The organism is Rhizobium sp. BR 250, from assembly GCF_047445855.1.
GTDB lineage: Bacteria > Pseudomonadota > Alphaproteobacteria > Rhizobiales > Rhizobiaceae > Agrobacterium > Agrobacterium tumefaciens_I.
The window spans coordinates 114,084-137,961 of sequence record NZ_JARWKW010000014.1 but is presented as its reverse complement, the minus strand read 5'-3'; the positions used below and the strand labels follow the sequence as shown (position 1 = coordinate 137,961).

Sequence of the window (23,878 nt, the reverse complement as noted above, 5' to 3'; positions counted from 1 at the left end):
AGTTCCGGAGACTGTCCCGCGTGATCGAATATGCCATTCTCTTCGGATTGGGTTTTCTCACCGCAACCCTGCTGGCCCTGTTGATCGCACCCGCGATCCACCGCCGCGTCGTTGCTTATACGGAAAACCGCCTGCGCGCGACGATGCCCATCAGCCCGCAGGAAGTGCGCGCCCAGAAGGACATGGCCCGCGCGCTTTACGCCGCCGAAAACGCCAAGGTCCGCCAGGAACTGGATACGGAGCGGGAAAAAAACACCTCGCTGCGCCTCGCCAACGAAGCCGCCTCCAGCGATGCCTATCGTCTTGGCGAGCAGAACCGCGGCTTTTCCCTGAAGATCGAGGAGCTGACGCTGGAGATCGGCGAATTGCGCGCCGCCCTCGACGCCAGCGAAGAACGCGCCGGCACGATTTCGGCAAACCTTCTGCAGCAGGAACAGGCCGCCAACGAGCGCGCCAGCCAGATGTCTGACCTAACTGCCCGCCTCACCAACCTGACGCGCGAGCTGGATGATTCGAAAATCACCGCCGCCACCCGCGACCTGGAGGCCGAGCAGGCCAAGCAGAGCGCCACACGTTTCCGCAAGGAAGGCGAGACCGCGACCCGCGAATTGCAGGATGTCGCCGCCCGCAACAAGGAAGCGATGACGGCGGTTGCGCGCGAAAGCCGCAAGGTCACCCGGCTCGAGGAACAGCTCGCCACGCTGATGGCGAAAAATGCCGATCTAGACACGATGCTGACGCTGCGCAATCAAGAAGTCGCCCGCCTGAAGGAACAGCTTGCCGCAACCGGCGGCCGCAGCAACGACATGATCATTCGCCTGCCGAACCCGGCTGTGCCAGTGGAGAAAGCGGTTAGCCCGCCGCAACCGGTAGCAGCCCCGGCGCCCCTAGCTGCACTCGAAACCGCGCCCGTCGTTGCGGAAGAAGCGGCAGAGGCGGTATCCGCAGAAGAGACGCCCGCCCCGCCGTTGGTGGAGCCAGCGGCGCCGGCACCGGAAGGGCTGGAGCAGGAAATCGAGGATATCCGCAATCAGGGAACGGCGCTCACCGAACGCCTGCTGAATGTGCGCGGCACCGGCAATGACGAACCGATCCGCCGCGAAATTGCGAGGATCGCCGCCGAGATGATCGCGCTGACAGCCGCCCGGGAGGGTGAGGCGTCGCCCATTCCGGGGTTGTTGGCCAAGGCCTCCGGTTCGTCAGGGCGGGAGAGCCTTGCGAAGCGGGCCAAGGTGGTGATGGAGAAGCGGAAGGGTTAGGTCTGGAGGGTGTGGCTTACCCCCCTCTGCCCTGCCGGGCAGAGGGGGGTAAGCCACAGCCACCGAAGACCTAAACCCGCCCCATCGCCCCCGCCATCTGATAAAGCGCCAGCCCCGAAGCCGTCCCCGCATTCAAACTATCCAGCTGCGGCGACTGCGCGATCCGCGCCGTGTGAAAACGCGACAGCACCGATTGCGGCAGCCCCTCGCCTTCCGTGCCGATCACCAGCGCCATGCGTTCGGATCGGGGAATGTCGCGTATCTCGGTCTCACCATTCGGCGAAAGGCTCCAGATCGCAAATCCGGCCTCGGAAAGCCGCTCCAGCATGTCCACCGCTCCCCCGCCGCGATGATAGGGAACCGACAGCACCGAACCAACGGAAACCCGCAGCGCCTTGCGATAGAGCGGATCACAGCAGGTCTCGTCCAGAAACACCGCATCGGCATAAAAGGCCGCCGCATTGCGGAACATCGCGCCGAGATTATCGTGGTTGGAAATGCCGCAGCCCACAAGCACCAGAGAAGACGCGGGAAGCGCGCCCGTCATCTGCTCCAGCCCATCATCGCACACCCGGCGGCCGAGTGCCAGAATGCCGCGATGCAGGTGAAAACCGACAATGCCGTCCAGCACCGGCGCTTCGGCCACATAAACGGGAACATCGGCCGGAAAATCAGTAAGAATATCCGCCACGCCGGAAAGCCGGTTACGCAGGATAAGGATGCTTTCCGCCGCAAAGGCCCCGCCCGCTTTATGGGCCGCGGCCAGCATGCGCAGCACCACCGTGCCTTCGGCAATGAAGCGGCCCTGCCGGCCGGTCAGGTCGCGCTCGCGAATGTCGCGAAAGGCGGCGATGCGCGGATCGGCGGGATCCTCGACCGGGATCAGCGCCCGCCCATCCAGCGGGTCATTGCCCTCACTGGCCATCGACCGTCACATCGGCCAGGAATCGGCCGCTGGAAACGTTGAAGACCAGCGCCTTGCGGGTGCCGTTGGCCAACCGGCCGTAAAACAGCATGTCGCCGCCGGAATAGCTGACATTGTCGATCACGAAGCCCTGCGGCAGGCTGGCGGTGACGGCAACCGGTCCGTTGCCGGTGGGAACGGCGAGGTTCGGCGCTTCGCTCTGCGTCTGAACCGCCTTCGACGGCCCCATCGCCTTGTAGACAACAGCACCGAAGACGGCCATAAGGCTGATAAACATCACGGAGCCCGACACGATCTGCAAACGGATCATCTTGCGGCGAACTTTTTCCATGGCCGGATCAAGCGGCTTGTCTTCCTGTTCGTCTTGCTCGATCTGCGTCATCGGGTTCCCTGAAATGCTGATGGATCGGAAAAATAAGAATGAACGACCCCTTTAAACAAGGCGGAGACGCAAGGAAAGTCCTGATTGCCGGGGAACACGCCGAAGGCCGCCTCGATTCCTGGCTGGCCGGCGAAGTGGGCGGCGACTTTTCCCGCAGCCGCCTGAAGGCGCTGATCGAGCAGGGCGCTGTCTCCATCAACGGCAATCCGGTGACGGAGCCGAAAAAGAAGGTGCATCCGAAGGACCGCATCGAGATCGTCATGCCGGAGCCGGAAGACCCCGTTCCACAGGGCGAGGATATTCCGCTCGACGTGGAGTATGAGGACGAAGACCTGATCGTGCTCGTCAAGCCCGCCGGTCTCGTCGTGCATCCGGGCGCCGGCAACTGGACGGGAACTCTGGTCAACGCCCTCATCCATCATTGCGGCGACAGCCTGTCCGGCATTGGCGGCGTCAAGCGTCCGGGCATCGTGCACCGGCTGGACAAGGAAACCTCCGGTGTCATGGTCGTTGCGAAGAACGACAATGCCCACCGCCATCTCGCCGCGCAATTTGCCGACCATGGCCGCACCGGCCCGCTGGAGCGGGCCTACAAGGCCGTCGTCTGGGGCCGCCCGCGCACCCTGCGCGGCACCATCGACGCCGCACTCGGCCGCAGCGCCGACCGCACCAAACGCGCGGTCAAGCATGAGGATTCCGACGACGCCCGCGAGGCGATCACCCATTACGAGGTGATGGAGCGTTATCACGAACGGCCGGATGCGACCTGCCTCGCCTCCATGGTGGAATGCCGGCTGGAAACCGGCCGCACCCACCAGATCCGCGTACACATGGCCCATATCGGCCATCCGCTGATCGGCGATCCCGAATATGGCGCGGCCTTCCGCACCAAGGCGAACCTTCTGGAAGAACCGGCCAAGAGCACCGTTCGCGGCTTTCCGCGCCAGGCGCTGCATGCCTATCTTCTCGCCTTCGAACATCCGCGCACCGGCGAGGTGATGGAGTTCGAAACCGACCTGCCGGATGACATGGAATCACTGATCACGGCATTGCGTGGCTGAAAAACCCGCATGGCGCGGTCAAAAAACTGCGCCATGCATTGTGCCGGAAGCCCCGGATAATAAAAAAAGATTAGCGGATGACGATATTCCGCAGTCGGTCCTTTTTATAGACCGCCCCAATTTCGCTTCAATCGTCTCACCTCCTCGGCGCGCAGGAAATTGAAGATCGTCACTGGCATGACGACGGGATCCATCGCGCATGAATATCGAAGACCGCCGGTTCATATTTCAGCAGTTACGCAGCGTCGAGGGTTATATCGACCCGCCGGATGCGCTTGTCTTCAAGGCGCTGCTGCAGGCACAGGCCAGAGACGGCCTCGAAGGCGGCATGGCGGAAATCGGCGTTTATTACGGCCGCTCCTATTTCCTGCTGCGCAAATTCGCGCAGGGGCACGAGAAGGTGCTGGGTGTCGACCTTTTCGACCTCGACCCGCCGGCGGATGGCAGCCTCGACCAATACGAGCGGCTGATGGAAAACGGCCGGCGGCTGGGTTTTGCGATGGATGAGGACCTCATCATCAAGGGTGACAGCACCCGGCTTGCCCCCACCGACATTACCTCGCGCATCGGCCCGGCGCGCTTCTTCAGCATCGATGGCGGCCACCACCTGCACCATGTGCTGGCGGATGCGAAACTGGCGATGGAAGTGATTGCGCCGCACGGCATCATCGTCTTCGATGATACTTTCAACCCCGCCTGGCCGGAGGTCACGGTCGGCGTCGCCGATTTCCTTCGCACCCATGGCCACAGCCTCGTCTGCTTCGGCATGACGAAATACAAGACCTATGTCTGCCGCCGGGAATTTCACGCCGCCTATGCGGCTGCGATCGCGGCCGATCCCGATTTGCAGGCGCTTGGCCACGGGGAAACGCAATTCCTCGGTTCCACTGTCGTGCGCCTGCATAATCCCATGCGTCGGCGGGTGATGTATGAGCTGATGGTGCGCTCCGGGCTTGCCGGATTTTCGGAACGAATCTACCGTTCGAAAGTTAAACAGGTGAGCGAAGGTGTCACTGGAACATAACGCATGTGTGAACGCAGCGTTCGCTTGAAACGCGGCGGGCGCATACATATCTGTCACATGGGTTCGTGCGGGGTCGGTAACGACCCGCAGCTTACGGCGCGCCTTGGACGAGCGATCGTCGATCCGGAAGGGTGCCGTTCCAGACCATAGATTAAGGGGGTGCTTTATGGCCCGCAATAGTTTGCCTACGATTACAGCCGGCGAAGCCGGTCTCAATAGATATCTCGACGAAATCCGCAAATTTCCGATGCTGGAGCCGCAGGAAGAATACATGCTTGGCAAACGTTATGCCGAGCATGGCGACCGCGACGCAGCGCATAAACTCGTCACCAGCCATCTGCGCCTCGTGGCGAAGATCGCCATGGGTTACCGCGGTTACGGCCTGCCGATCGGCGAAGTCGTGTCCGAAGGCAATGTCGGCCTGATGCAGGCGGTGAAGAAGTTCGATCCGGAACGCGGTTTCCGCCTGGCCACCTATGCCATGTGGTGGATCAAGGCCTCGATCCAGGAATATATCCTGCGCTCCTGGTCGCTGGTGAAGATGGGCACGACCGCCAACCAGAAGCGCCTGTTCTTCAACCTGCGCCGGCTGAAAGGCCGTATCCAGGCGATCGATGACGGCGATCTGAAGCCGGAACACGTCAAGGAAATCGCCACCAAGCTGCAGGTGTCGGAAGAAGAAGTCATCTCGATGAACCGCCGCCTGCATGGCGACGCCTCGCTGAATGCGCCGATCAAGGCCTCCGAAGGCGAATCCGGCCAGTGGCAGGATTGGCTGGTGGATGACCACGACAGCCAGGAAGACGTGCTGATCGAGCAGGACGAGCTGGAAACCCGTCGCCGCATGCTGGCCAAGGCCATGGGTGTGCTGAACGACCGCGAACGCCGCATCTTCGAGGCCCGCAGGCTTGCCGAAGACCCGGTGACGCTGGAAGAGCTTTCTTCCGAGTTCGACATCAGCCGCGAACGCGTGCGCCAGATCGAGGTTCGCGCCTTCGAGAAGGTGCAGGAAGCGGTGCAGAAGGAAGCGCTCGAAGCTGCGCGCGCCTTGCGCGTGGTGGATGCGTAAGGCAGCGCGCTCTTGACGCCAATGCGCTGACCATGAATCATCCTCGGCCTTCGGCCGGGGATTTTTTGTTTGTAAAAGGCGGGCGATGGGAAATGGTCTGCCTCTGAGACCCGCGATTGTGCTGGAGGAAAAGCGGTAGGGAGAATATCCGCGCTTCGGAGTATGCGGCTTACCCCCCTCTGCCCTGCCGGGCATCTCCCCCACAAGGAGGGAGATTGGCAAGACGCGCCCGCGTTGCGCTATCTCGACTGTCAAGAAAGGCGAAACCTTGCCGCGAGTCGATCTCCCCACCTGTGGGGGAGATGCCCGGCAGGGCAGAGGGGGGTGAGCCACACTCACCAACTTCCCCAAAACCCATCACCCGACAAAGCAAAGACACCGCCGCAGCCATTCCATAAGCACGTCGCCCGTTGCCTTATAACAAAAGGGCGGCCCTGAGCCGCCCTTAAATCATCACTGCCCCGTCGCCGGCGTTGCCGCCGCCCATTCGCTGAGCGCCTTGTCGAAGGCGGCGATGCCGTCATTGCCCTTTTGCAGAGTCAAGAGCGCACGCCGGCCGTTGCGGTAGGACACCGGAATGTCGATCCAGTTGCGGCTCTTCAGAAGCTCCAGATTGGTCTTCATCGCATCCGGGAAGTCGTTGAGCGCGATCATGTGGAAATCGTCGGTGATCTTGGCGGGAACCGCGATCAGCGCGTTGCCGCGATCCTGCTCGGTGCTCTTCATCGCGATGCGCTGGACGCTGTCGATGGCGCCGCCTTCGAAACCGGGCGAAACCGAGAAGACGATCTCGATCAGATGGCTCGCCGGCAGCGACGGATCGGTGTTGCGCTTGAAGGTGATAAGCGCGCTGAGGCCACGGCCGGGAACGGTGATCTGACCCTGTACGGTGGGCGAAGGTTTGCCTTCCGCGTCATTTTCCTGCTGCAGCGACCAGGACACGCTGCCCTGAATGGCGGTCGGAACCGTCTGACCCAGCACTTCCTCGTAAAGGAACATGCGGTCGCCGGCGGCGGCGGCAGGCTGCTGCGCCGGCGGCGTGCCGGCGGGGGGCGTTCCGGTCGGTGCACCCGCATTGTTGGCAGGTGCTTCGCCCGCAGGCGGCGGCGCGACATTCTGCTCATAGACAGACTGGCCTTCAGCCGTCACGGGCTGGCCGTTCGCGCCGGCGGCAGGTCCCTCGTCACGCTCGGTGCCGTCGGCCATAAGCCGCTGGGTAAACTTGGTGCCGGTGACGGAACCATCATCGCCATGCGACTGGGTCTGGTGATTGTTGGGCGTGGCCGGCTGTTGCTGGCCGGTAGTGGCCGGCGGCTGCTGGGTTGCCGGCGGCGTCGATGGCTGCGTCTGCGCCGTATCTGCCGGGGGCGTCTGGCCATTGCCGCCATTCTGCGCGGAACTGACCAGACCGCCGACCATATCGTTCAGCGCATCGCGGTTCATCCACACGGCATAACCGCCGCCCGCGAGCAGCGCCACGCCGGCAAGGGCGAGCACGACCGAGGCATAGTTACGGCGCGGCTTCTTCTTGACCATATAGGCGGGCGTTGCCGCCGCGGCACCAATGCCCGGCGTTTCATCCGAAACCGGCCGGTTGGACGAGGAAGCGCCGTCATAACCGATCAGCTCGTCCAGATCGTCCCAGGGCGTGCGTTCCTTATTGTCCTTGGCACCCGCCTGCTCGCCGAAGGAATCGTTATCCGCACGCGGCAGCGCCGGCGCATCCTTGGCGGGAATGGCAATATCCGCATCCTGGAAATAGGACGAGAAATCCTCGACGACAGCCGCCTTTTTCGGGGCTGGCTCTTCTACCTGGTGGTGCTCGTCAAAATCGTGCCGGCCACCAAAGGCCGGCGCGTGTTCCACGGCGGCAGGGCCGAAACGGTTGTCCGTCTCGTGTCTTTCCGGCTCGAAACCGACGTCCGGCTCCTGATAATGATGCGCGGCATAACCGGCAACGACCGGGCGTTCGCCGGTCTCGTTGCGAATATCCTCATAGTCGGCGTCGGCCGGGCGCACATCCTCGTCCTGCGCTTCCTCGAGCTTGCGCCAATCGTCCTCGTCCACCGGCTGCGCCCAATGGGAAGGAACGGAATCATCGGCAGGGCCAAGCGCCGCTTCAGGTTCTACGCGATCTTCCTGCGGCTCGTGGGCCGGCTCTTCATCCGTGCGGGTGAAATAGGTGCCGGCATCCTCATCGGATGCGGGAACATGGGCCGGTGCGGCATGAACCGGCTCCGGCGTGTCATAAAGCTCTTCCGGCTCGCGCTCCCCATAATGCCGATCCTCTTCGGAAGCGTGGGCATCATGGCGGGGCTCGTCGTGATGGGCGGGTTCTTCGTCAGCCGGCTCCGGCTGTGTCTCGGCCGATGCTGGTTCTTCATAAACCGGCTTGTGCTGAACCTCTTCACGATGGGCAAGCTGTTCGGGCTCGGCTTCGGCGGGATGGGCCGCCGCTTCATCGACGGCATCCTCATGTTCATGGAATGCCGCCGCCTCTTCGGCCGCCGGCGAGAGAACATCATCATCCTCGAGCGCGGGAAGCGCCTCGGCATATTCGCTGTCCACCTCGGCAATGGCGGCGTCCAGCTTGGCGATCTGCCGGCGCAACAATTCTTCCGGCGGACGTGGCTTCATATTCTCGAGTTGGCGCACAACCGCACTGCGCGCCTTGTCGTAAACCTTCGCCCGGTTTTCGGGAGTATTGTTCGCCAAGCCATCCACGGCCTTGCGAATGACTGCTACAAAATCCGCCATAAGCACTTTCTCGTCGTGACCGGCGACGTACCGGCCCGATATGGTTTATGAATCTAGATCGCCGAGGACATTAATCCTCAAACGGATCAGTCACAAGTATGGTGTCGTCACGCTCCGGACTTGTCGACAGAAGCGCGACAGGCGCCCCGATCAATTCCTCGACCTGACGGACATATTTGATTGCCTGAGCAGGCAAATCCGCCCATTTTCGGGCACCGACGGTAGATTCCTTCCAGCCTTCCAGCGTGATGTAGATCGGCTCGACGCGCGCCTGCGCGCCCTGGCTTGCCGGAAGATGGTCGATTTCCTGCCCGTCAAGCTTGTAGCCGACGCAGATTTTCAGCTCGTCGAGGCCATCCAGCACGTCGAGCTTGGTGAGCGCGATACCCGTAATGCCGTTGGTGGCGACCGACTGGCGCACCAGTGCCGCATCGAACCAGCCGCAGCGGCGCTTGCGGCCGGTGACGGTGCCGAATTCATGACCCTTTTCGCCCAGGAACTGGCCGATCTCGTCATTGAGTTCCGTCGGGAACGGGCCTTCGCCAACGCGGGTGGTGTAAGCCTTGGTGATGCCGAGAATGTAACCCAGCGAACCCGGACCCATGCCCGAACCGGCAGCGGCCTGGCCGGCAACCGTGTTGGACGAGGTCACGTAAGGGTAGGTGCCGTGGTCGATATCGAGCAGCGAGCCCTGAGCGCCTTCAAACAGGATGCGCGCGCCGGCGCGACGCTTCTTGTCGAGCAGCAGCCAGACGGTTTCACTGAAGGGCAGGATGCGCTCGGCAACCGACGACAGCTCTTCCATGATCGTTTCATGCGCAACTTCGGCCGCGCCGAAACCGCGACGAAGCGCATTATGATGGGTGAGGATACGGTCGACCTTGGCGGAAAGCGCCTCCATGTCGGCCAGATCCATGACGCGGATGGCGCGGCGGCCAACCTTGTCTTCGTAAGCCGGGCCGATGCCGCGGCGGGTGGTGCCGATCTTGGTGCCGCTGTTGGAGGCGGCGTCTTCGCGCATGCCGTCCAGTTCACGGTGCAGCGAAAGAATGAGGGTGGCATTGTCGGCGATGCGCAGGTTTTCCGGGGTAACCTTCACGCCCTGCGCTTCCAGACGGCCGATTTCGGCAATCAGCGCATGCGGATCGACCACGACGCCATTGCCGATGACGGCAAGCTTGCCGGGACGCACGACGCCAGACGGCAGAAGCGAAAGCTTGTAGCTGATGCCATCGATGACAAGCGTATGGCCGGCATTGTGGCCGCCCTGATACCGCACGACGACATCTGCCCGCTCGGACAGCCAGTCGACAATCTTGCCTTTGCCTTCGTCGCCCCACTGCGAGCCGACCACCACAACATTCGTCATTTCTTGCTTTCCTGCTCATGGCGCTTACGCGCCCGATAACCCGATGGGAAACCCAAACCCGCGAATGTATACTGTGTTGTTTTACGGAAAGCGACCCTGTTTCTTATGGAGAATTTTGCTTTTTCCGTGACAAGGCGCGGATTTCCCGCATTATCTCGCCCCGTGGGGGCCAAGCGCGGGCGCAAGGCCGCCGCTCACCCCTCTCCGTTTTCCCGCCCCCGTGAAGAAGCGAAACATCAGCGTGCCTTCGAAAGCCTATATCGCCCTCATCATCGCCACACTCTGCTGGGGCGGCAACACCGTTGCCGGCAAGCTCGCCGTCGGCCACATCAGCCCCATGGCCTTCACCTTCCTGCGCTGGGTTTTCGCCGTCGCCATCATCTTCGCCATTTCCGTTCCGCAGCTCATCCGCGACTGGCCGGTGGTGAAACAGCGCCTGCCCTATTTCCTCGTGCTCGGCAGTGTCGGTTATACGGCCTTTAACGTATTTCTTTACACGGCGCTGCAGCACACCTCGGCCATCAATGCCGCCGTCATCCAGGCCGGCATTCCCATGGTCATCTTCGTCCTGAACTTCATCCTGTTTCGCACCCGCGTGCTGTTCGGCCAGATCGCCGGTTTCTGCCTCACCATCGCCGGCGTGGCGCTGCTTGCCTCGCATGGCGATCCGGTCTCGCTGCTGCAGCTGGAAATGAATGTGGGCGATGCCATCATGCTGCTCGCCGTTTTGGTCTATGCCATCTACACCGTCATCCTGCGCTGGAAACCCGCGGTCGACTGGCGCACGCTGATGGCGATCCCCGCCTTTTTCGCCCTTCTCACCTCGGTACCGCTGGTCTTCTGGGAAATGTCGCGCAACAGCGTCGTCTGGCCGGATCAGAAGGGTTGGGTGCTGGTGGTCTATGCCGGTATCTTTGCCTCGCTCATCGCGCAGATCCTCTACATCAAGGGCGTGGAGCAGATCGGCGCCAACCGCGCCGGCCTCTTCATCAACCTCGTGCCGGTCTTCGGTACGCTGCTTTCCGTCTTCGTGCTCAGCGAAACCCTGCACACCTATCAGATCGCAGCACTCTTCATGGCGCTTGCCGGCATTGCCGTGGCGGAACGAAAAAAATCGCCGGCTTCCTGAACCAACAGGGTCAGGAAAACCGGCGCAGTCTGGCAGGCATGAAAGAGTGGAGCATCGGATCGAAAAGTCTTTCCGATGTTCAAGCAGAAAGGTCAGAGTGCGGTTTCGCGGCTGGCCGGAGAAAAGACGGCATTGCCAAGGACGATATCGCCCTTGGCGGTGGTGACGATCAGTACTTTTTCGAGCGATCCGTCATCCTTCAGTGCAAAGGCAAGCCGCAGCGCGTTGGAAGACCAGCCGGCACCGGCAAGGGCCGTGCGCTTGATCGCGGCGCAATCACCACAATCCCCGAGGCTCACGGAAGGCGTTGCCGGAAGATCGGTCGCAAAACCGGAGACATAATCATCGAGCGCACCCATGGTGGCGTTCACATCACGGTTGACGCGCAGCAGTTCGTCACGGCGCTCGGCCGTCAGCGGCGCGGCAATGGTGGAGACGCACTGGCCGGCGGCAAGCACGCAGCCATCAAAACCGCCGGGTGCGGAAATGCCGATAGCGGCGACGGCGGATTTTTCGACGGCGGCAAATCCACGGGCAAAACCGGCAGCACCGGCCGCATCGGCATGGGTGGACATGGAAGCAATGGCAATTCCGCAGATGGCGGCAGCAATAATCTTCTTCAGCATTTCATACCCCGTTTGCGATCCGCCGGCTTGTGCCGGTCTCGATTTCGTTTCAAGGGCGCCTCTTTCAAAGGCCGCTCCCTGTCTGTGATCCCACAATGGCACAGCACTGTTTTCAGCCGCTTTAAGCCGATTGCTACAATTTTATCGGTTTTCATTTTTGAACAGCGGATGCTTTTTTTCGAATATGCGCGAGCACCGTCGCCACGGATTCCGGGACCACGCTGGAAAGGATAAAGGGGCCGCATCGCTGCGGGGGTATCGGATGGTATTGCGAGGTTTTGCAGACGATGCGGCCCCGGCTCCAACATTTCAGCCCATGACGCACCCGCCAAACCGGTTCCTGTTTGAAGGGTGGACATATGCCGGCCGCCTCAACCGTGACATCGGGAAACTCCCCGGTTTCGGCCGCCTGCTCCGCCCATCTTGCGCCGCGCGCACGCTCGATGACCGGGATGGCGCCAATATAGCCGGACCAGCGGAACCGTGGACGCGCGGGGATGAATGCATCTTGAAAAAGGCGCTCGAGAGGCGGTTTCGCCCCATCCCGGACACAGGAATTTTCATGGGGTTAACACCCGCCTGATCGGCGGCATTTGAATTAACCTTGTCTTAAAACCCGACGTTAATGGTTAGCAATTTAAGAATAGCGGAACGAAAGGGTTCCGTTATGCGTGGCGTATCTGCCGTTGTTTTCCTGATGTTCGTTCTCGCCGGCTGCGCCACCGCACCGTCGCAGGTGACCAATGCCTGTGCGATCTTCGAGCAGCGGAACGGCATCTTCAATAACTGGCGGCGCGACGCGAAAGCCGCCGAGCGCGAATTCGGCGTGCCCGTGCCCGTCATGATGGCGACGATCTACACCGAATCCGCCTTCCGGCCCTATGCTCGCCCGCCACGCACCAAGCTTTTGGGCTTCATTCCATGGACACGGCAGTCGACGGCTTATGGTTATGCACAGGCGCTTGATGGCACCTGGGAGGTCTACAAGCGCGAAACCGGCCGCTGGTCGGCAAGCCGCACCGATTTCACCGATGCCATCCATTTCGTCGGCTGGTACCATGCCAAGAGCCGACGCGAAAACGGCATCGCACTGAACGACCCCTATAATCTCTACCTCGCTTATTATTCCGGCCATGGCGGTTATGCGAAGGGCAGCTGGCGCAACAATTCCGCCGTCCAGAAGGCCGCCCGCCGCTCCGCCAACATGGCGCTGCGTTACGAGGCCCAGTTGCAGCAATGCGGGTATCGCTGAGGCGGCGGCAGCAGGATCATTTTGTCTGGATGCGACGTGAAAAGGCGGATCACCTACCCTCACCGCCACCCCGGACTTGATCCGGGGTCCAGCACGATCATGTCCTTGATCGCAAGAGACTCCGCCACGGCGCAGACGCGCCATGGCTGGATGCCGGATCAAGTCCGGCATGACGGCGAGGAATGAGGCCAGGCAGAAAGCTACTCCCCGTAAGCCGCCAGAAAACCCCTGACCGCATCGATCTCGCCGGAACGGATTTCATGCCCGCCCGGATGCCACACGGTTTCCACCGTGCCGCCCTGCTCCTTCAGGCTTGCTTCCAGCGCATTGGTCAAAGGTACCGGGCAGATCGGATCGCGCTCGCCCGCCGTGATGAGCACGCGGCGAGTGGGTTTCGCCGGGGAAATCTTCGGCGTAAACGGGATGAGCGGATGCATCAGCACCGCCGCATCAAAAAGCTCCGGCTGTTCGATCAGCACATTGGCGAGAATATTCGCACCATTGGAAAAGCCGAGGCCGATGACGGGCCCGGCCTGATAATGCTCCCGGTTCGCCTTGATGAAATCGGCCATCTTGACGGTTGCCCGCTCAAGATCGGCCATGTCGTAAACGCCCTCGCCCGTGCGCCGGAAGAACCGCGCCGCGCCATGTTCGGAGACATCGCCGACCGGCGAGACAATCGTGGCCTGTGGCAGAAGGCGGGCGCCGAAATCGAAGAACTGGTTCTCATCGCCGCCGGTGCCGTGCAGCAGAACGAAAAGCGGTGCGCCCGCAGCACCGGCGCGGGATTTGTGGAAATAGCTATCCTTGGTCATGGGAGTATCCTTTCTGGAAGAAAGAGGTTCAGCGGCTTCTGCAAGGTCTCTTCGGCCAAGCAGAGCAGTCAAATAAAGCGAACGGGCACGGCTTGTTTCTTCTCCCCGCCGGGGAGAAGTCCGCGGTAGCGGGATGAGGGGGCAAGGGTGCGGTCTATCGTGAGCGTTGCCCCCTCATCCGACCCTTCGGGCCACCTTCTCCCCAAACGGGGAGAAGAAATACGTGGCAATGTCCTGCCAAACGCTATCGAGGAGTTAAGCCTTTTTCTCATCCCCAAGCGGTTCCAGATGCTCCTCCAGCACGGAGCGCAGATGCGCGTGCTGGGTCGGCAGCTTCAGGGCCTCGCCGAGATGGGCCGTATCCTCGTCGCGGTCGAAACCGGGCTCGTTGGTGGCCACCTCGAACAGCACGCCGCCGGGGGTGCGGAAATAGATCGCCCAGAAATAATCGCGGTCAATGACCGGCGTCACCTGGTAACCCGTATCCATCAGCGCCTTGCGCACTTCCAGCTGCTTTTCGCGGTTTTCGACCGCAAAAGCGATGTGGTGCACGGAACCGGCACCCAGCTTCGCGCCGGAGATGTTCGGCATGGTTTCGATATCGATGACATCCGCGCCGTTACCGCCAGGCATACCGAGACGCAGCACGCCGTCCTGACGATCCACTTCCTGGTAACCCATGAATTTCAAGAGTTCGGCGGTCGCGCCTTCGTCGCGAAGCCGCAGCGAAGCACCCTGGAAACCATGGATCGCCTGATCCGCGCCGACGCCATTACCGGTCCATTGCGCACGGTTGTCGTCCCTGACCTCGACCAGCGCGAAACCGTCGCCATCAGGGCCGGCAAAATGCAGGCGCCTGTTGCCAAAAGCTTCGTCCGATTTCAGGCCATCGACACCGGCCCTGGAAAGACGATCCTGCCAGTAGCCGAGCGATCCTTCCGGAACGGAAAACAGCGTCGTGCCCACCTCGCCGGTGCCGGGGCGGCCGCGGGCGATATGCGGGAACGGGAAATAGGTCATGACGGAGCCGGGTGTGCCGACTTCATCGCCATAATAAAGGTGATAGACATCCGGCGCGTCGAAATTGACCGTCTTCTTCACCCGGCGCAGGCCGAGTGTGTCGGTGAAAAAGCTGTTGTTCTGGCGCGCACTCGCCGCCATCGACGTGACGTGGTGCAGGCCCTTGATCTGGTTGAGCATGATAAACCCCTTTTGCCTGGCGGGCCTCCCATTGGGGCCTGCCCTGTTCATGGCGTAAAGATGGGGCAAGGGGCGCGTTGCGAATAGACCGGGCAACAGGAACGGATTGTTCTTGAATCGTGAACGATAAAGATCACTGTTCAATCAGCCCGGCGAAGCCACCTCAATCGTCGGCAGCACCCATGGTCCAGTAACCGACGGCGCGCAGCGATGCTTTCGGAAAGGCAAGCTCGTCGGTCAGGAAGGATTTCGCCGCCCTCGCCTCGGATTTTTCACAGGCGACGAAGACATGCAGGCCCTCGTGATCCGCATTCCACGAATGATCGCGCAGCGCCTTTTCGATGAGGCCGGAGGTGCCGGCGGGCTTGCCGCGGCGATAAAGCCATGTCCATTCCACATCCGCCGCCGAAACGATCTCCTGCCGCTCGGCCTCGTCGTCGATTTCGGCATAAACGCTGAGCTTCTTGCCTGCCGGCATTTCGGCGGCCATGCGCAGCATCACCGGCAACGCCGTCTCGTCGCCGGCGAAGACATAACGGTCCGCTTCCGGGCAGGTGCCGCTGGGGCCGATGATGCCGAGAACATCACCCGGCTTCGCCGTCGCACCGAAGGTGGCGCCGGGCATATGGTCGCCCTCATGCATGACGAAATCGATATCCACCTCGCCCCGGCCCATGTCGCCGGACCGGATGGTGTAAACGCGCCGCATCAGAAGGTCATCGCCCGCCGGCCAGATGATCGCGCCGGTGGGTGCGAGATAGGGCCAGACCGGCGCGCGGGCCTGATCCGGCACCAGGAGCAGACGCACATGCATGCCACCGGTCAGCAGCCTCTCGATGCCGCTTTCGACCGATACGACCAGCCGGCGCATATGGGGCGTGAGGTTATAGGCGCGGGCGACCTTGCCGCGGAAAAGATTGGGCAGCTCGCGCTGCTCCGCGCCATGGCCGCTCCAGCGGAAATCCAGCCCCGTCGCGCCGGAAAACTCGGCAATATGCTCGGCCACCATGGCCTTGACCGATGTCAATATATGTTCGGAAACGCAGTTGACCCGCGCGGCAAAACGGCCACCCTCAGCGCTGAAGCTGCCATGGCCATATTCCGTCGTGAACCGCACCGTAGCACCTTCGCGCTCCATCTCCATATGCTCGGAAAAATGCTCCTGAAAAGCATCGACGACCGACAGCGGATCGGGCAGCGAGACGGAGGTTTCGGCAGACAGGAGAGACACGGGCATAATCCTTCACTTTGCAGTCCGGTTATCTTTAATCCTGACAACTGCAAAGCGCAAAGATATTTATGAGTATCTAGAGAAGGTTTTTGTCGCTTCCCGCCGTTTCCGGCAATTGCCAGTCGATAGGCTGGCGGCCATGGGAAACGAGAAAGGCATTGGCCTTGGAGAAATGGCCATTCCCGAAAAAGCCGTTATGGGCCGAGAGCGGTGAAGGGTGCGGCGAGCGCAGCACGAGGTGCTTGCGTTGATCCACGAAGGCCGCCTTCTTCTGGGCATAGGAACCCCAGAGCAGGAAGACGACGTGGTCGCACTCGTCGTTGACGGCACGGATGACGGCGTCGGTGAATTTTTCCCAGCCCTGCCCCTGATGCGAGGCAGCGCGGGACTCTTCCACCGTCAGCACGCTGTTGAGCAGCAGCACGCCCTGTTTCGCCCAGCTTTCCAGAAAACCGTGACTGACCGGGCGAATCCCGAGATCGGCCTGCAGTTCCTTGTAGATATTGACGAGCGAGGGCGGAATGCGCACGCCGGGCTGCACCGAAAAGCAGAGCCCATGCGCCTGGCCAAGCCCATGATAGGGATCCTGGCCCAGAATGACGACCTTGACCTCATCGAGAGGTGTCAGATCGAGAGCGCGGAAATACTCCGCGCCCTTCGGAAAGATACGCTTGCCAGCGGTCTTTTCGGCAAGCAGGAACTCTTTCAGCTTGAGCATATAGGGGCTGGCGAATTCGCCTGAGAGAACGTGCTTCCAGCTGTCTTCGAGTTTGACGCCTGCCTCTGCCATGCCCGCCTCCATCAGAGCTTATTTGAACCGGTTGCCGCGCTGCAGCACTTCGATCTTGTAACCATCCGGATCGCAGATGAAAAAGTATTTTGCGAAAGGCTGGCCCTTATAATCGGCTTCGATGATCTTGCCGGGAGAAAGCCCGATCTCGATGAAACGCTGATGTTCGGCGTCCACGTCAGCAACACTGACGGCGAGATGGCCATAACCGTCGCCCAGCGCATAGGGTACTTCGCGACCGCGGTTGACGGTCAGTTCCAGCTCGAAATCGCCCTCGGCATTGCTGAGATAGATCAGCGTGAAATTCTCGAACTCGGCGCGTTCCGCGACCTCAAGCCCGAAAGCCTGTTTGTAAAATTCCACCGAACGCTTTTCGTCCAGCACCCGGACCATCGAGTGGATCAGCTTGGCCATGGTGTTTCCTTCTTCTTCCTGTTGACGGCCCGGTTATGCTCCGGGCATCGCGGCCCAAGGGGATAAAGACAGTGCGCCGCGCTTTCAACCCTAAAGGCACCCGGCGGCAAAGCGTAACGGCCCGATCACGGCAAATGTGATGGCAAAAACCCCCGATTTTCCGGTGCGGCCGGACCTGCGGCAACGGGACCACATCGATTTGGCGCCGCCGCTCTATCCTGAGTGCTGAACTCATGATACCGGCTAGGCATGCGCCTTTTATACCTCTGTCTTGGCTGGCTGATGGTCGCGACCGGCATTGTCGGCGCGTTTCTTCCCGTTTTGCCCACCACGCCCTTCCTGCTTCTGGCGCTCTGGTGTTTTTCCCGCTCCTCACCGAAGCTCGAGGCATGGCTTCTCGCCCATCCGAGATTCGGGCCCTCGCTTCACCGCTGGCGCGAGCGCGGCGCAATCGCCCGCAATGCCAAAATCGCGGCACTTTCCGCCATGACGGTGAGTTATGCCGCCTTCTGGTTTCTGAGCGAGCCGCCGCCGCTGCGGGCGGCAATCGTTGCCGCCGTCATGCTTGGCTCCGCGCTCTTCATCGCCACACGGCCGGAAAGCTGAAGACGGGCTCTGCTAACGGTGCCGCGATTGCGGCAGCACATAGGGGATATGCCGCGCCGGCAACCGACCAACGACGCCGCCAATGCCATAAACCCGCGCGATCGTTTCGTCGCTGATCGTTTCCAGCGAAGGGCCGCTCGCCGTCACCCGGCCGCCATGCATGACGATAAGTTGATCCGCAAATTCCGCTGCCAGGTTGAGATCGTGCAGGATGGCGAGCACCAACCCGCCACCGCTTGCAAAATCGCGCGCCGTTTCCAGCACGGAAATCTGGTGGCCGATATCGAGGCTGGCCGTCGGTTCATCGAGGAAGAGAGCCCGTGCCTCGCCATTTTCCAACGGGTTCGGCACCTGCGCCAGCGCCCGGGCAAACTGCACCCGCTGCTGCTCGCCGCCGGACAGCATATTGTAGGACCGCTGCTCGAAACCACGCAGACCGGCCCGGGCAAGCGCCCGGCGGGCCTGTTCCTCCGGCGCGCGCGAGCCCTGCGCCACCGCCCCCATGCGTACGATCTCCAGCGCGGTGAAAGGAAAGGCAAGCTGGGTATTCTGCGGCAGCACGGCACGCAGGCGGGCAAGCTGCACCGGCGTGAATTGCGGCAGGGCGACATTATTATAGGTCACCGAGCCCTCCTCGGCGCGCATCTCGCCCGAGAGAACCTTCATCAGCGTGGATTTACCGGCACCGTTCGGGCCGATGATGACATTGACCCGGCCCGGCTTCAGATCGACGTTGACGGCATCGAGCAGGCGGCGGCCGGAGCGGATGAGGGTAAGGTTTTCAGCCCGGATCATGGCATGTTCCGCATGGAAAATCCGCCACGGCCAAGCAGCAGGAACAGGAAGACGGGCGCGCCGATGAGCGCCGTGACGACGCCGATCGGCAATTCCGCCGGCGCCGCCACCGTGCGGGCGAAACAGTCGGCAAGAAGCAGAAGCGCTGCACCGCCAAGCGCCGAGGCCGGCAGCAGGAAACGATGTGACGGGCCGATGGCGAGGCGCAAAAGATGCGGCACGACGATGCCGACAAAACCGATGGAACCGGCCGCGGCCACGCTTGCCCCGCAGGCGGCGGCGACCGTCAGAATGACGACCCGCTTCAGCCGCTGTACCGGAATGCCCATGTGAAAGGCAGCCGCATCCCCCAGGATCAGCGCATCCAGCCCACGGGCGACAAAGGGAATGATGGCAAGCACGACGATGATGAATGGCAGGGTGGCGAGCACCTTGGCCGGCGTTGCCCCGCCCAGCGAACCGAGCGACCAGAAGGTGATGTCGCGCAGCGCCCGGTCATCAGCCACGAAGATCATCAGCCCGGTCAGCGCGCCACTGATGGCGGCCACTGCGATGCCCGCCAGAATGAGCGTGGTGGTGGAGGTCGCACCGTCCTTGGTGGCGATCAGGTAAAGCACCCAGACGTTCAGCAGCCCGCCGAAAAATGCCATCAGCGGCAGGAAATGCGGGCCGAAAAACACGGCAACCGTCGCAAGCGCGCCTTCCCCGAGCGAAATGGCCGCCACCGCAAACAGCGCGGCACCCGAGGTGACACCGACAATGCCGGGATCAGCCAGCGGATTGCGGAAAAGGCCCTGCATCATCGCGCCCGAGACGCCAAGCCCCGCGCCGATCAACATGCCGAGCGCCGTGCGCGGCAGACGCACGGCTTCGAGAATGACCCTGTCGCGCGCATCGAGCTGATCCGCACCACCGGTGAGATAGGCAAAGAGTTCGGATATGCCGACGCCCGTGGGGCCGCTGACAAGCGATACGCCGCAGGCAAACAGCAGGATGCCGACGAGCACGGCAAGGGTGACGACCCCCTGACGGGATCTGTCGCCCGCAACCCCGCCCCCGGCGGAACTCAAGACGGCAAGGCTCACGGCTTCACCACGTCAGGGTACAGCTTGTGCGCCAGCTCGCGGCCGGCGGCCGGTGTGCGCGGGCCGAAACCGATGAGATAAAGCCCGTCCATACTGATGAGGGCCTTGCTGGCAGCGGCCGGTGTGGACTGGAAGGCCGGCAGCGCGAAAATCTCTGCCGCCTTGGCGGCATGGTCGCCGCGCGCCATGGTCAGCACCACATCGGGTGCTGCGGCGATGACCGCCTCATCCGTCAGCGGCTTGTAACCGTTGATTTCCTCGGCCGCATTGATGCCGCCGGCCATTTCGATGATCGCCGCCGCCTCGGTATCCTTGCCCGCCGCCATCACGCGACCACCGGCACTGGAGAGCACGAAGAGCACCCGCTTTTTGCCCTTTTCCGGCACCGCGGCGACATCCTTGGCAAGCGCGTCGAGCCCGGCTTTGGTTTCGGTAGCCAGCGCCCTGGCCTTGTCGGAAAGACCCACGGCCGCACCGACGTCCTCGATTTTCTTCGGAATGGCATCACCGCTCGGCGGCGTATCGACGGTGACGAAAGGCACCGCGCTCGCCTTCAGAATGGCGATGACATCCGCCGGGCCGGAGCCGTCTTCGGAAAGAATGAGATCGGGCTTCTGCGACAGGATGCCTTCCGAAGAGAGCGCCCGCATGTAACCGATATCAGGCTTGGCGAGCGCGTCAGCCGGGTAGGTGCTGGTGCTGTCGCGCGCCACGATACGGTCTTGCGCACCCAGCGCATAAAGGATTTCCGTCACCGTTCCGCCCACCGCAACGATGCGTTTCGCCTCTGGATTACCCTTGTCGGAAGCCATGGCGGCCGGCGCGGCAAAGGCGATTGCGGCGGGCACGAGGGCGGCGAAAACGAGGGGACGAAGGCGGGAGTTGAACATGGCGTTATCCTGAAACACGACCCGGCGCAGGTTCGCCCGCGCCACTAATCTTGAGTTATTTACACATGTTTATAAACCGCGCAATCGATAAGTGGAGTATTTTTGTTCGCTTTGCCGTGAACCCCTTTCCAACCCCGTCCGGGGTCGATATCCTGACTGAAACTGGAAACTTAAAGGAAGACTTTCATGTTTATCGCAATGAACCGCTTTCGCGTCGTGCCGGGTTATGAAGAAACCTTCGAATCCATCTGGCGCGAGCGCAAATCGCATCTCAGCGAATTGCCGGGCTACATCGAATTCCACATGCTGAAGGGCCCGAAGGCGGACGATCACACGCTTTATGCCTCGCACACCGTCTGGGCCACCAAGGACGATTTCCTTGCCTGGACGAAATCCGAACAGTTCCGCGCCGCCCATGCCAAGGCCGGCGAGAACCGTGGCAAGGTAGAATATCTCTCCGGCCCGCATTTCGAAGGTTTCGACGTCATCATCCATGAAGACAAGAATGGCGAACGCCATTCGATTGCCGCCTGAGGCCCACCCGATGAGCATTGCAGCCCAGAAGACTGACGACGACAGGCAGGCCCGCGCCGCCGCAGCCCTTGCCGAAAAACCTGACGGTATCGTGGAGGCCATCGCCGCCAAGGCCGAGGTGACGCCGGCCGAAATTCTGGCGATCCTGCCCGAAGGTGCAGCGGTCTCCGCCTCCGCCGACCGCTTCGACGCGATCTGGAACGAGATGCGCGGCTGGGGCGAAGTCCTGATGATCGTGCAGACCGGCGATATCGTGTTCGAAGTCCCCGGCCACCTGCCGGAAGGCACGGAAAGCCACGGCTGGTTCAACATCCATGGCGACAGCCCCATCGGCGGTCACATCAAGAAGGACAATTGCGCCGGCATCACCTTCGTCGACCGCGGTTTCCATGGCCGCCGCTCCTGCTCCGTCTGGTTCATGAATGCCGCCGGCGGCGCCATGTTCAAGATCTTCGTCCGCCGCGACGAGAACAAGGAACTGCTGGCCGGGCAACTGGCGAAGTTCGAAGCGCTGCGGGACAGTTTCCGCAGCTGAACCAACGAGAATGAAAAACCACCGCCCCTGGCGGTGGTCCAGCGTTGATAGAAAACCTCTGCTCCGTCATCCTCGGCCCTGTGCCGAGGATGACGCCGAGTGTGTAGAAGGCTCTGTCATCAATGAAGCCACCTGTCTGGTATCCATCCCTACTCCATCGGTTCATCGCCCGTTCAGTGCCGTTTTCTATCATCCGTTGAAAATTCAACCGGAACCAGCACGGAGCAGACACCATGACCGACAACCAGCCTCTTCTTTCGCGCCGCAGTTTCGCCGGTCTCCTCGCGCTTGCCCCGCTGTTTGCGGCGGGCGGTGCGGCGGCCGCGCCGGCGAGCCTGCGTGGCAGCGTTTCCTATCGTGAACGCATTGCGCTACCGCCGGGCGCAACCGTCACCGTGCGGCTGATCGACGTTTCGCTGGCGGATGCGCCATCGCAGACGATCGCCGAAACCACCATTCGCCCGCGCGGCCAGGTGCCGGTGCCCTTCGTGCTGCGTTATGACGACCGCGACATTCGCGGCCGCCGCTCCTATGCGCTGAGCGCCGAAATCCGCGACCGCGAACAGCTGCTCTTCACCACGACCCGCCGTTATTCCGTCCTGACCGGCGGCCGCGACGATACCGACCTCGTGCTGGAGCGCGTCGGCGCTGGTCCGGGCCGGCCGGAGCCGGAAGCCGGCATCGACGGACGCTGGCTGGTACAGGACATCCGCGGCGAGCGGGTTCGCGGTCGCCGGCAGGCAACGCTCGAAATTTCCCGCGAGGGCCGCGTTTCCGGCAATGCCGGCTGCAACGGCATTGGCGGCGAGGTGAAGATCAGCCGCAACCGGGTCGATTTCGGCCGGATGATTTCCACACAGATGGCCTGCGCGCCCGATATCATGCGCCAGGAACGGCAATTCATCGAGGCGCTGGAAGGCGCACGCTCCTTCCGGCTGGAGCCGCGTCGCGGCACGCTGGAACTGATCGACGGCCGCGGCCGCACCGCCATGCGCCTGCGTCGCGCCTGACCGGCAGCGCCTGCCTGCAACATGCCGGCGGCGCCGTGCTTGCCATGGAACATTCCATGTCGTTTCCGGCACGGCGCCCGGTCCTTTCCCGCCCTAAGACTTTGGCTATGTCGCCTTGGCGCTTTGCTCCGCTGCCAAGCTGCGCTATGCAACACGCCGAACTGCGCCGGCTGACGCCGGCGCGACGTCTTTGAGGGAAAACGAATGACATCCTATGTTCTGACCGTAGCCTGCAAATCGACCCGCGGCATCGTCGCCGCGATTTCCGGTTATCTGGCGGAAAAAGGCTGCAACATCGTCGATAGCTCGCAGTTCGACGACCTCGAGACCGGCAAGTTCTTCATGCGCGTCTCCTTCATTTCGGAGGAAGGCGCTTCCCTTCAGGCCATCACCGAAGGCTTTCAGCCGGTGGCGAAAAAATTCGGCATGGAGGCGGATATCTATCCGGACGGCCAGCGCATGAAGACGATGCTGATGGTGTCGCGCTTTGGCCATTGCCTCAACGACCTGCTCTATCGCTGGAAAATCGGCGCACTGCCGATCGACATCGTTGGCGTCGTCTCCAACCATTTCGATTACCAGAAAGTGGTGGTCAATCACGACATTCCCTTCCACCACATCAAGGTGACGAAGGAGAACAAGCCGAAGGCCGAGGCGCAGTTGATGGACCTGGTCGAGACCAGCGGCACGGAACTTGTCGTGCTCGCCCGCTACATGCAGGTTCTGTCGGATGACCTGTGCCGCAAGATGTCTGGCAAGATCATCAATATCCACCACTCCTTCCTGCCGAGCTTCAAGGGCGCCAACCCCTACAAGCAGGCCTATGAGCGTGGCGTGAAGCTGATCGGCGCGACGGCGCATTACGTCACCGCTGACCTGGATGAAGGCCCGATCCTCGAGCAGGACACGGTGCGCATCACCCACGCGCAGTCAGCCGACGACTATGTCTCGCTCGGCCGCGACGTGGAAAGCCAGGTGCTGGCCCGCGCCATCCACGCTCATATCCACCACCGCACCTTCATCAACGGCAACCGCACCGTGGTCTTCCCGCCAAGCCCGGGCAGCTATGCTTCCGAGCGGATGGGGTGATAAGGCGGCAGACATGGCTGCCTGACAGACC

At 62.0% G+C, this 23,878-nt stretch carries 24 protein-coding genes; 11 read left to right on the top strand and 13 right to left on the bottom strand.

What is annotated here, in order from left to right; translation table 11 throughout:
• Positions 1-20 precede the first annotated feature (20 nt).
• Positions 21-1,259, top strand: coding sequence for a coiled-coil domain-containing protein (locus tag QD336_RS21030; protein ID WP_499172054.1), 1,239 nt, complete (start codon positions 21-23; stop codon positions 1,257-1,259).
• A gap of 70 nt (positions 1,260-1,329) precedes the next feature.
• On the opposite strand, the gene QD336_RS21025 is transcribed toward QD336_RS21030, so the two are convergent.
• Positions 1,330-2,184 carry a TrmH family RNA methyltransferase gene (locus tag QD336_RS21025; RefSeq protein ID WP_499172053.1) on the bottom strand — a complete coding sequence of 285 codons (855 nt, stop codon included), beginning with the start codon at positions 2,182-2,184 and terminating at the stop codon, positions 1,330-1,332.
• Positions 2,174-2,566: a hypothetical protein gene (locus QD336_RS21020; RefSeq protein WP_499172052.1), complete on the bottom strand. Its 393-nt coding sequence runs from the start codon at positions 2,564-2,566 to the stop codon at positions 2,174-2,176. The genes QD336_RS21025 and QD336_RS21020 overlap by 11 nt, the downstream gene beginning before the upstream one ends.
• Before the next feature lie 38 nt (positions 2,567-2,604).
• Between QD336_RS21020 and QD336_RS21015 the strand changes: the two genes are divergently transcribed.
• The 3 genes from QD336_RS21015 to rpoH all read left to right on the top strand — a co-directional run bounded on the left by QD336_RS21015 (position 2,605) and on the right by rpoH (position 5,720).
• A complete protein-coding gene (locus tag QD336_RS21015) occupies positions 2,605-3,627 on the top strand; it encodes an RluA family pseudouridine synthase (RefSeq protein ID WP_269340264.1) in 1,023 nt (340 codons plus the stop codon).
• A 199-nt stretch (positions 3,628-3,826) separates the two neighbouring features.
• The gene (locus QD336_RS21010) at positions 3,827-4,651 is read left to right on the top strand and encodes a class I SAM-dependent methyltransferase (protein WP_269340262.1); all 825 of its coding nucleotides are present in this window, start codon (positions 3,827-3,829) and stop codon (positions 4,649-4,651) included.
• A 166-nt stretch (positions 4,652-4,817) separates the two neighbouring features.
• The gene (gene rpoH / locus QD336_RS21005; protein WP_003522581.1) at positions 4,818-5,720 is read left to right on the top strand and encodes an RNA polymerase sigma factor RpoH; all 903 of its coding nucleotides are present in this window, start codon (positions 4,818-4,820) and stop codon (positions 5,718-5,720) included.
• Between the two features lie 453 nt (positions 5,721-6,173).
• Here rpoH and QD336_RS21000 read toward each other — a convergent pair whose 3' ends face one another.
• Together QD336_RS21000 and QD336_RS20995 are read right to left on the bottom strand one after the other, a co-directional pair.
• Positions 6,174-8,477, bottom strand: a complete 2,304-nt coding sequence (locus tag QD336_RS21000) for a hypothetical protein (RefSeq protein WP_499172051.1) — start codon at positions 8,475-8,477, stop codon at positions 6,174-6,176.
• Between the two features lie 70 nt (positions 8,478-8,547).
• Positions 8,548-9,846 carry an adenylosuccinate synthase gene (locus QD336_RS20995; protein WP_269340258.1) on the bottom strand — a complete coding sequence of 433 codons (1,299 nt, stop codon included), beginning with the start codon at positions 9,844-9,846 and terminating at the stop codon, positions 8,548-8,550.
• A gap of 241 nt (positions 9,847-10,087) precedes the next feature.
• On the opposite strand from QD336_RS20995, the gene QD336_RS20990 reads away from it, so the two are divergent.
• Positions 10,088-10,975: a DMT family transporter gene (locus QD336_RS20990; RefSeq protein ID WP_269340257.1), complete on the top strand. Its 888-nt coding sequence runs from the start codon at positions 10,088-10,090 to the stop codon at positions 10,973-10,975.
• 92 nt (positions 10,976-11,067) lie between these two features.
• Here QD336_RS20990 and QD336_RS20985 read toward each other — a convergent pair whose 3' ends face one another.
• Positions 11,068-11,601, bottom strand: a complete 534-nt coding sequence (locus QD336_RS20985) for a transglutaminase-like cysteine peptidase (RefSeq protein WP_499172050.1) — start codon at positions 11,599-11,601, stop codon at positions 11,068-11,070.
• 667 nt (positions 11,602-12,268) lie between these two features.
• On the opposite strand from QD336_RS20985, the gene QD336_RS20980 reads away from it, so the two are divergent.
• Positions 12,269-12,853 (top strand): transglycosylase SLT domain-containing protein, encoded by a 585-nt coding sequence (locus QD336_RS20980; protein ID WP_499172049.1) that lies wholly within the window; start codon positions 12,269-12,271, stop codon positions 12,851-12,853.
• Between the two features lie 200 nt (positions 12,854-13,053).
• Here the strand turns inward: QD336_RS20980 and QD336_RS20975 are convergent, their stop codons facing one another.
• From QD336_RS20975 to QD336_RS20955, 5 genes are all read right to left on the bottom strand, one after another.
• On the bottom strand, positions 13,054-13,668 hold the full coding sequence (locus tag QD336_RS20975) for an alpha/beta hydrolase (protein WP_269340254.1): 615 nt from the start codon (positions 13,666-13,668) through the stop codon (positions 13,054-13,056).
• Positions 13,669-13,923: 255 nt separating this feature from the next.
• Positions 13,924-14,868, bottom strand: a complete 945-nt coding sequence (locus QD336_RS20970; RefSeq protein WP_499172048.1) for a VOC family protein — start codon at positions 14,866-14,868, stop codon at positions 13,924-13,926.
• Positions 14,869-15,031: 163 nt separating this feature from the next.
• Entirely contained in the window at positions 15,032-16,105 is a 1,074-nt protein-coding gene (locus QD336_RS20965) for a siderophore-interacting protein (protein WP_499172047.1), read from the bottom strand.
• 70 nt (positions 16,106-16,175) lie between these two features.
• On the bottom strand, positions 16,176-16,889 hold the full coding sequence (gene ung / locus QD336_RS20960; protein ID WP_269340251.1) for a uracil-DNA glycosylase: 714 nt from the start codon (positions 16,887-16,889) through the stop codon (positions 16,176-16,178).
• An 18-nt stretch (positions 16,890-16,907) separates the two neighbouring features.
• Positions 16,908-17,303, bottom strand: coding sequence for a VOC family protein (locus QD336_RS20955; RefSeq protein WP_499172046.1), 396 nt, complete (start codon positions 17,301-17,303; stop codon positions 16,908-16,910).
• Positions 17,304-17,552: 249 nt separating this feature from the next.
• On the opposite strand from QD336_RS20955, the gene QD336_RS20950 reads away from it, so the two are divergent.
• Complete coding sequence (locus QD336_RS20950; protein WP_269340247.1) at positions 17,553-17,909, top strand: YbaN family protein; 357 nt, start codon at positions 17,553-17,555, stop codon at positions 17,907-17,909.
• 12 nt (positions 17,910-17,921) lie between these two features.
• Here the strand turns inward: QD336_RS20950 and QD336_RS20945 are convergent, their stop codons facing one another.
• From QD336_RS20945 to QD336_RS20935, 3 genes are read right to left on the bottom strand one after another with little or no spacing between them, the layout of a single operon-like run.
• Complete coding sequence (locus tag QD336_RS20945) at positions 17,922-18,704, bottom strand: heme ABC transporter ATP-binding protein (protein WP_499172045.1); 783 nt, start codon at positions 18,702-18,704, stop codon at positions 17,922-17,924.
• Positions 18,701-19,789 (bottom strand): FecCD family ABC transporter permease, encoded by a 1,089-nt coding sequence (locus QD336_RS20940; RefSeq protein WP_499172044.1) that lies wholly within the window; start codon positions 19,787-19,789, stop codon positions 18,701-18,703. The genes QD336_RS20945 and QD336_RS20940 overlap by 4 nt, the downstream gene beginning before the upstream one ends.
• A complete protein-coding gene (locus QD336_RS20935) occupies positions 19,786-20,679 on the bottom strand; it encodes a heme/hemin ABC transporter substrate-binding protein (RefSeq protein WP_499172043.1) in 894 nt (297 codons plus the stop codon). Before QD336_RS20935 ends, QD336_RS20940 begins: the two co-directional genes overlap by 4 nt.
• Positions 20,680-20,865: 186 nt before the next feature.
• Between QD336_RS20935 and hmuQ the strand changes: the two genes are divergently transcribed.
• From hmuQ to purU, 4 genes are all read left to right on the top strand, one after another.
• The gene (hmuQ, locus tag QD336_RS20930; protein ID WP_006314959.1) at positions 20,866-21,213 is read left to right on the top strand and encodes a heme-degrading protein HmuQ; all 348 of its coding nucleotides are present in this window, start codon (positions 20,866-20,868) and stop codon (positions 21,211-21,213) included.
• 10 nt (positions 21,214-21,223) lie between these two features.
• A complete protein-coding gene (gene hutX, locus QD336_RS20925; RefSeq protein ID WP_499172061.1) occupies positions 21,224-21,748 on the top strand; it encodes a heme utilization cystosolic carrier protein HutX in 525 nt (174 codons plus the stop codon).
• 233 nt (positions 21,749-21,981) lie between these two features.
• Positions 21,982-22,758, top strand: a complete 777-nt coding sequence (locus QD336_RS20920; RefSeq protein ID WP_269340240.1) for a YbaY family lipoprotein — start codon at positions 21,982-21,984, stop codon at positions 22,756-22,758.
• Positions 22,759-22,962: 204 nt separating this feature from the next.
• Positions 22,963-23,847 carry a formyltetrahydrofolate deformylase gene (gene purU, locus QD336_RS20915; protein WP_269340238.1) on the top strand — a complete coding sequence of 295 codons (885 nt, stop codon included), beginning with the start codon at positions 22,963-22,965 and terminating at the stop codon, positions 23,845-23,847.
• The last annotated feature ends 31 nt before the right edge of the window (positions 23,848-23,878 follow it).

What these genes read in the sequence shown, in the direction of transcription:
- QD336_RS21025 (WP_499172053.1), bottom strand. Translation starts at nt 2,184, where the DNA reads ATGGCCAGTGAGGGCAATGACCCGCTGGATGGGCGGGCGCTGATCCCG.
- QD336_RS21020 (WP_499172052.1), bottom strand. Translation starts at nt 2,566, where the DNA reads ATGACGCAGATCGAGCAAGACGAACAGGAAGACAAGCCGCTTGATCCG.
- QD336_RS21015 (WP_269340264.1), top strand. Translation starts at nt 2,605, where the DNA reads ATGAACGACCCCTTTAAACAAGGCGGAGACGCAAGGAAAGTCCTGATT.
- QD336_RS21010 (WP_269340262.1), top strand. Translation starts at nt 3,827, where the DNA reads ATGAATATCGAAGACCGCCGGTTCATATTTCAGCAGTTACGCAGCGTC.
- rpoH (WP_003522581.1), top strand. Translation starts at nt 4,818, where the DNA reads ATGGCCCGCAATAGTTTGCCTACGATTACAGCCGGCGAAGCCGGTCTC.
- QD336_RS21000 (WP_499172051.1), bottom strand. Translation starts at nt 8,477, where the DNA reads ATGGCGGATTTTGTAGCAGTCATTCGCAAGGCCGTGGATGGCTTGGCG.
- QD336_RS20995 (WP_269340258.1), bottom strand. Translation starts at nt 9,846, where the DNA reads ATGACGAATGTTGTGGTGGTCGGCTCGCAGTGGGGCGACGAAGGCAAA.
- QD336_RS20985 (WP_499172050.1), bottom strand. Translation starts at nt 11,601, where the DNA reads ATGCTGAAGAAGATTATTGCTGCCGCCATCTGCGGAATTGCCATTGCT.
- QD336_RS20980 (WP_499172049.1), top strand. Translation starts at nt 12,269, where the DNA reads ATGCGTGGCGTATCTGCCGTTGTTTTCCTGATGTTCGTTCTCGCCGGC.
- QD336_RS20975 (WP_269340254.1), bottom strand. Translation starts at nt 13,668, where the DNA reads ATGACCAAGGATAGCTATTTCCACAAATCCCGCGCCGGTGCTGCGGGC.
- QD336_RS20970 (WP_499172048.1), bottom strand. Translation starts at nt 14,868, where the DNA reads ATGCTCAACCAGATCAAGGGCCTGCACCACGTCACGTCGATGGCGGCG.
- QD336_RS20965 (WP_499172047.1), bottom strand. Translation starts at nt 16,105, where the DNA reads ATGCCCGTGTCTCTCCTGTCTGCCGAAACCTCCGTCTCGCTGCCCGAT.
- ung (WP_269340251.1), bottom strand. Translation starts at nt 16,889, where the DNA reads ATGGCAGAGGCAGGCGTCAAACTCGAAGACAGCTGGAAGCACGTTCTC.
- QD336_RS20955 (WP_499172046.1), bottom strand. Translation starts at nt 17,303, where the DNA reads ATGGCCAAGCTGATCCACTCGATGGTCCGGGTGCTGGACGAAAAGCGT.
- QD336_RS20950 (WP_269340247.1), top strand. Translation starts at nt 17,553, where the DNA reads ATGCGCCTTTTATACCTCTGTCTTGGCTGGCTGATGGTCGCGACCGGC.
- QD336_RS20945 (WP_499172045.1), bottom strand. Translation starts at nt 18,704, where the DNA reads ATGATCCGGGCTGAAAACCTTACCCTCATCCGCTCCGGCCGCCGCCTG.
- QD336_RS20935 (WP_499172043.1), bottom strand. Translation starts at nt 20,679, where the DNA reads ATGTTCAACTCCCGCCTTCGTCCCCTCGTTTTCGCCGCCCTCGTGCCC.
- hmuQ (WP_006314959.1), top strand. Translation starts at nt 20,866, where the DNA reads ATGTTTATCGCAATGAACCGCTTTCGCGTCGTGCCGGGTTATGAAGAA.
- hutX (WP_499172061.1), top strand. Translation starts at nt 21,224, where the DNA reads ATGAGCATTGCAGCCCAGAAGACTGACGACGACAGGCAGGCCCGCGCC.
- QD336_RS20920 (WP_269340240.1), top strand. Translation starts at nt 21,982, where the DNA reads ATGACCGACAACCAGCCTCTTCTTTCGCGCCGCAGTTTCGCCGGTCTC.
- purU (WP_269340238.1), top strand. Translation starts at nt 22,963, where the DNA reads ATGACATCCTATGTTCTGACCGTAGCCTGCAAATCGACCCGCGGCATC.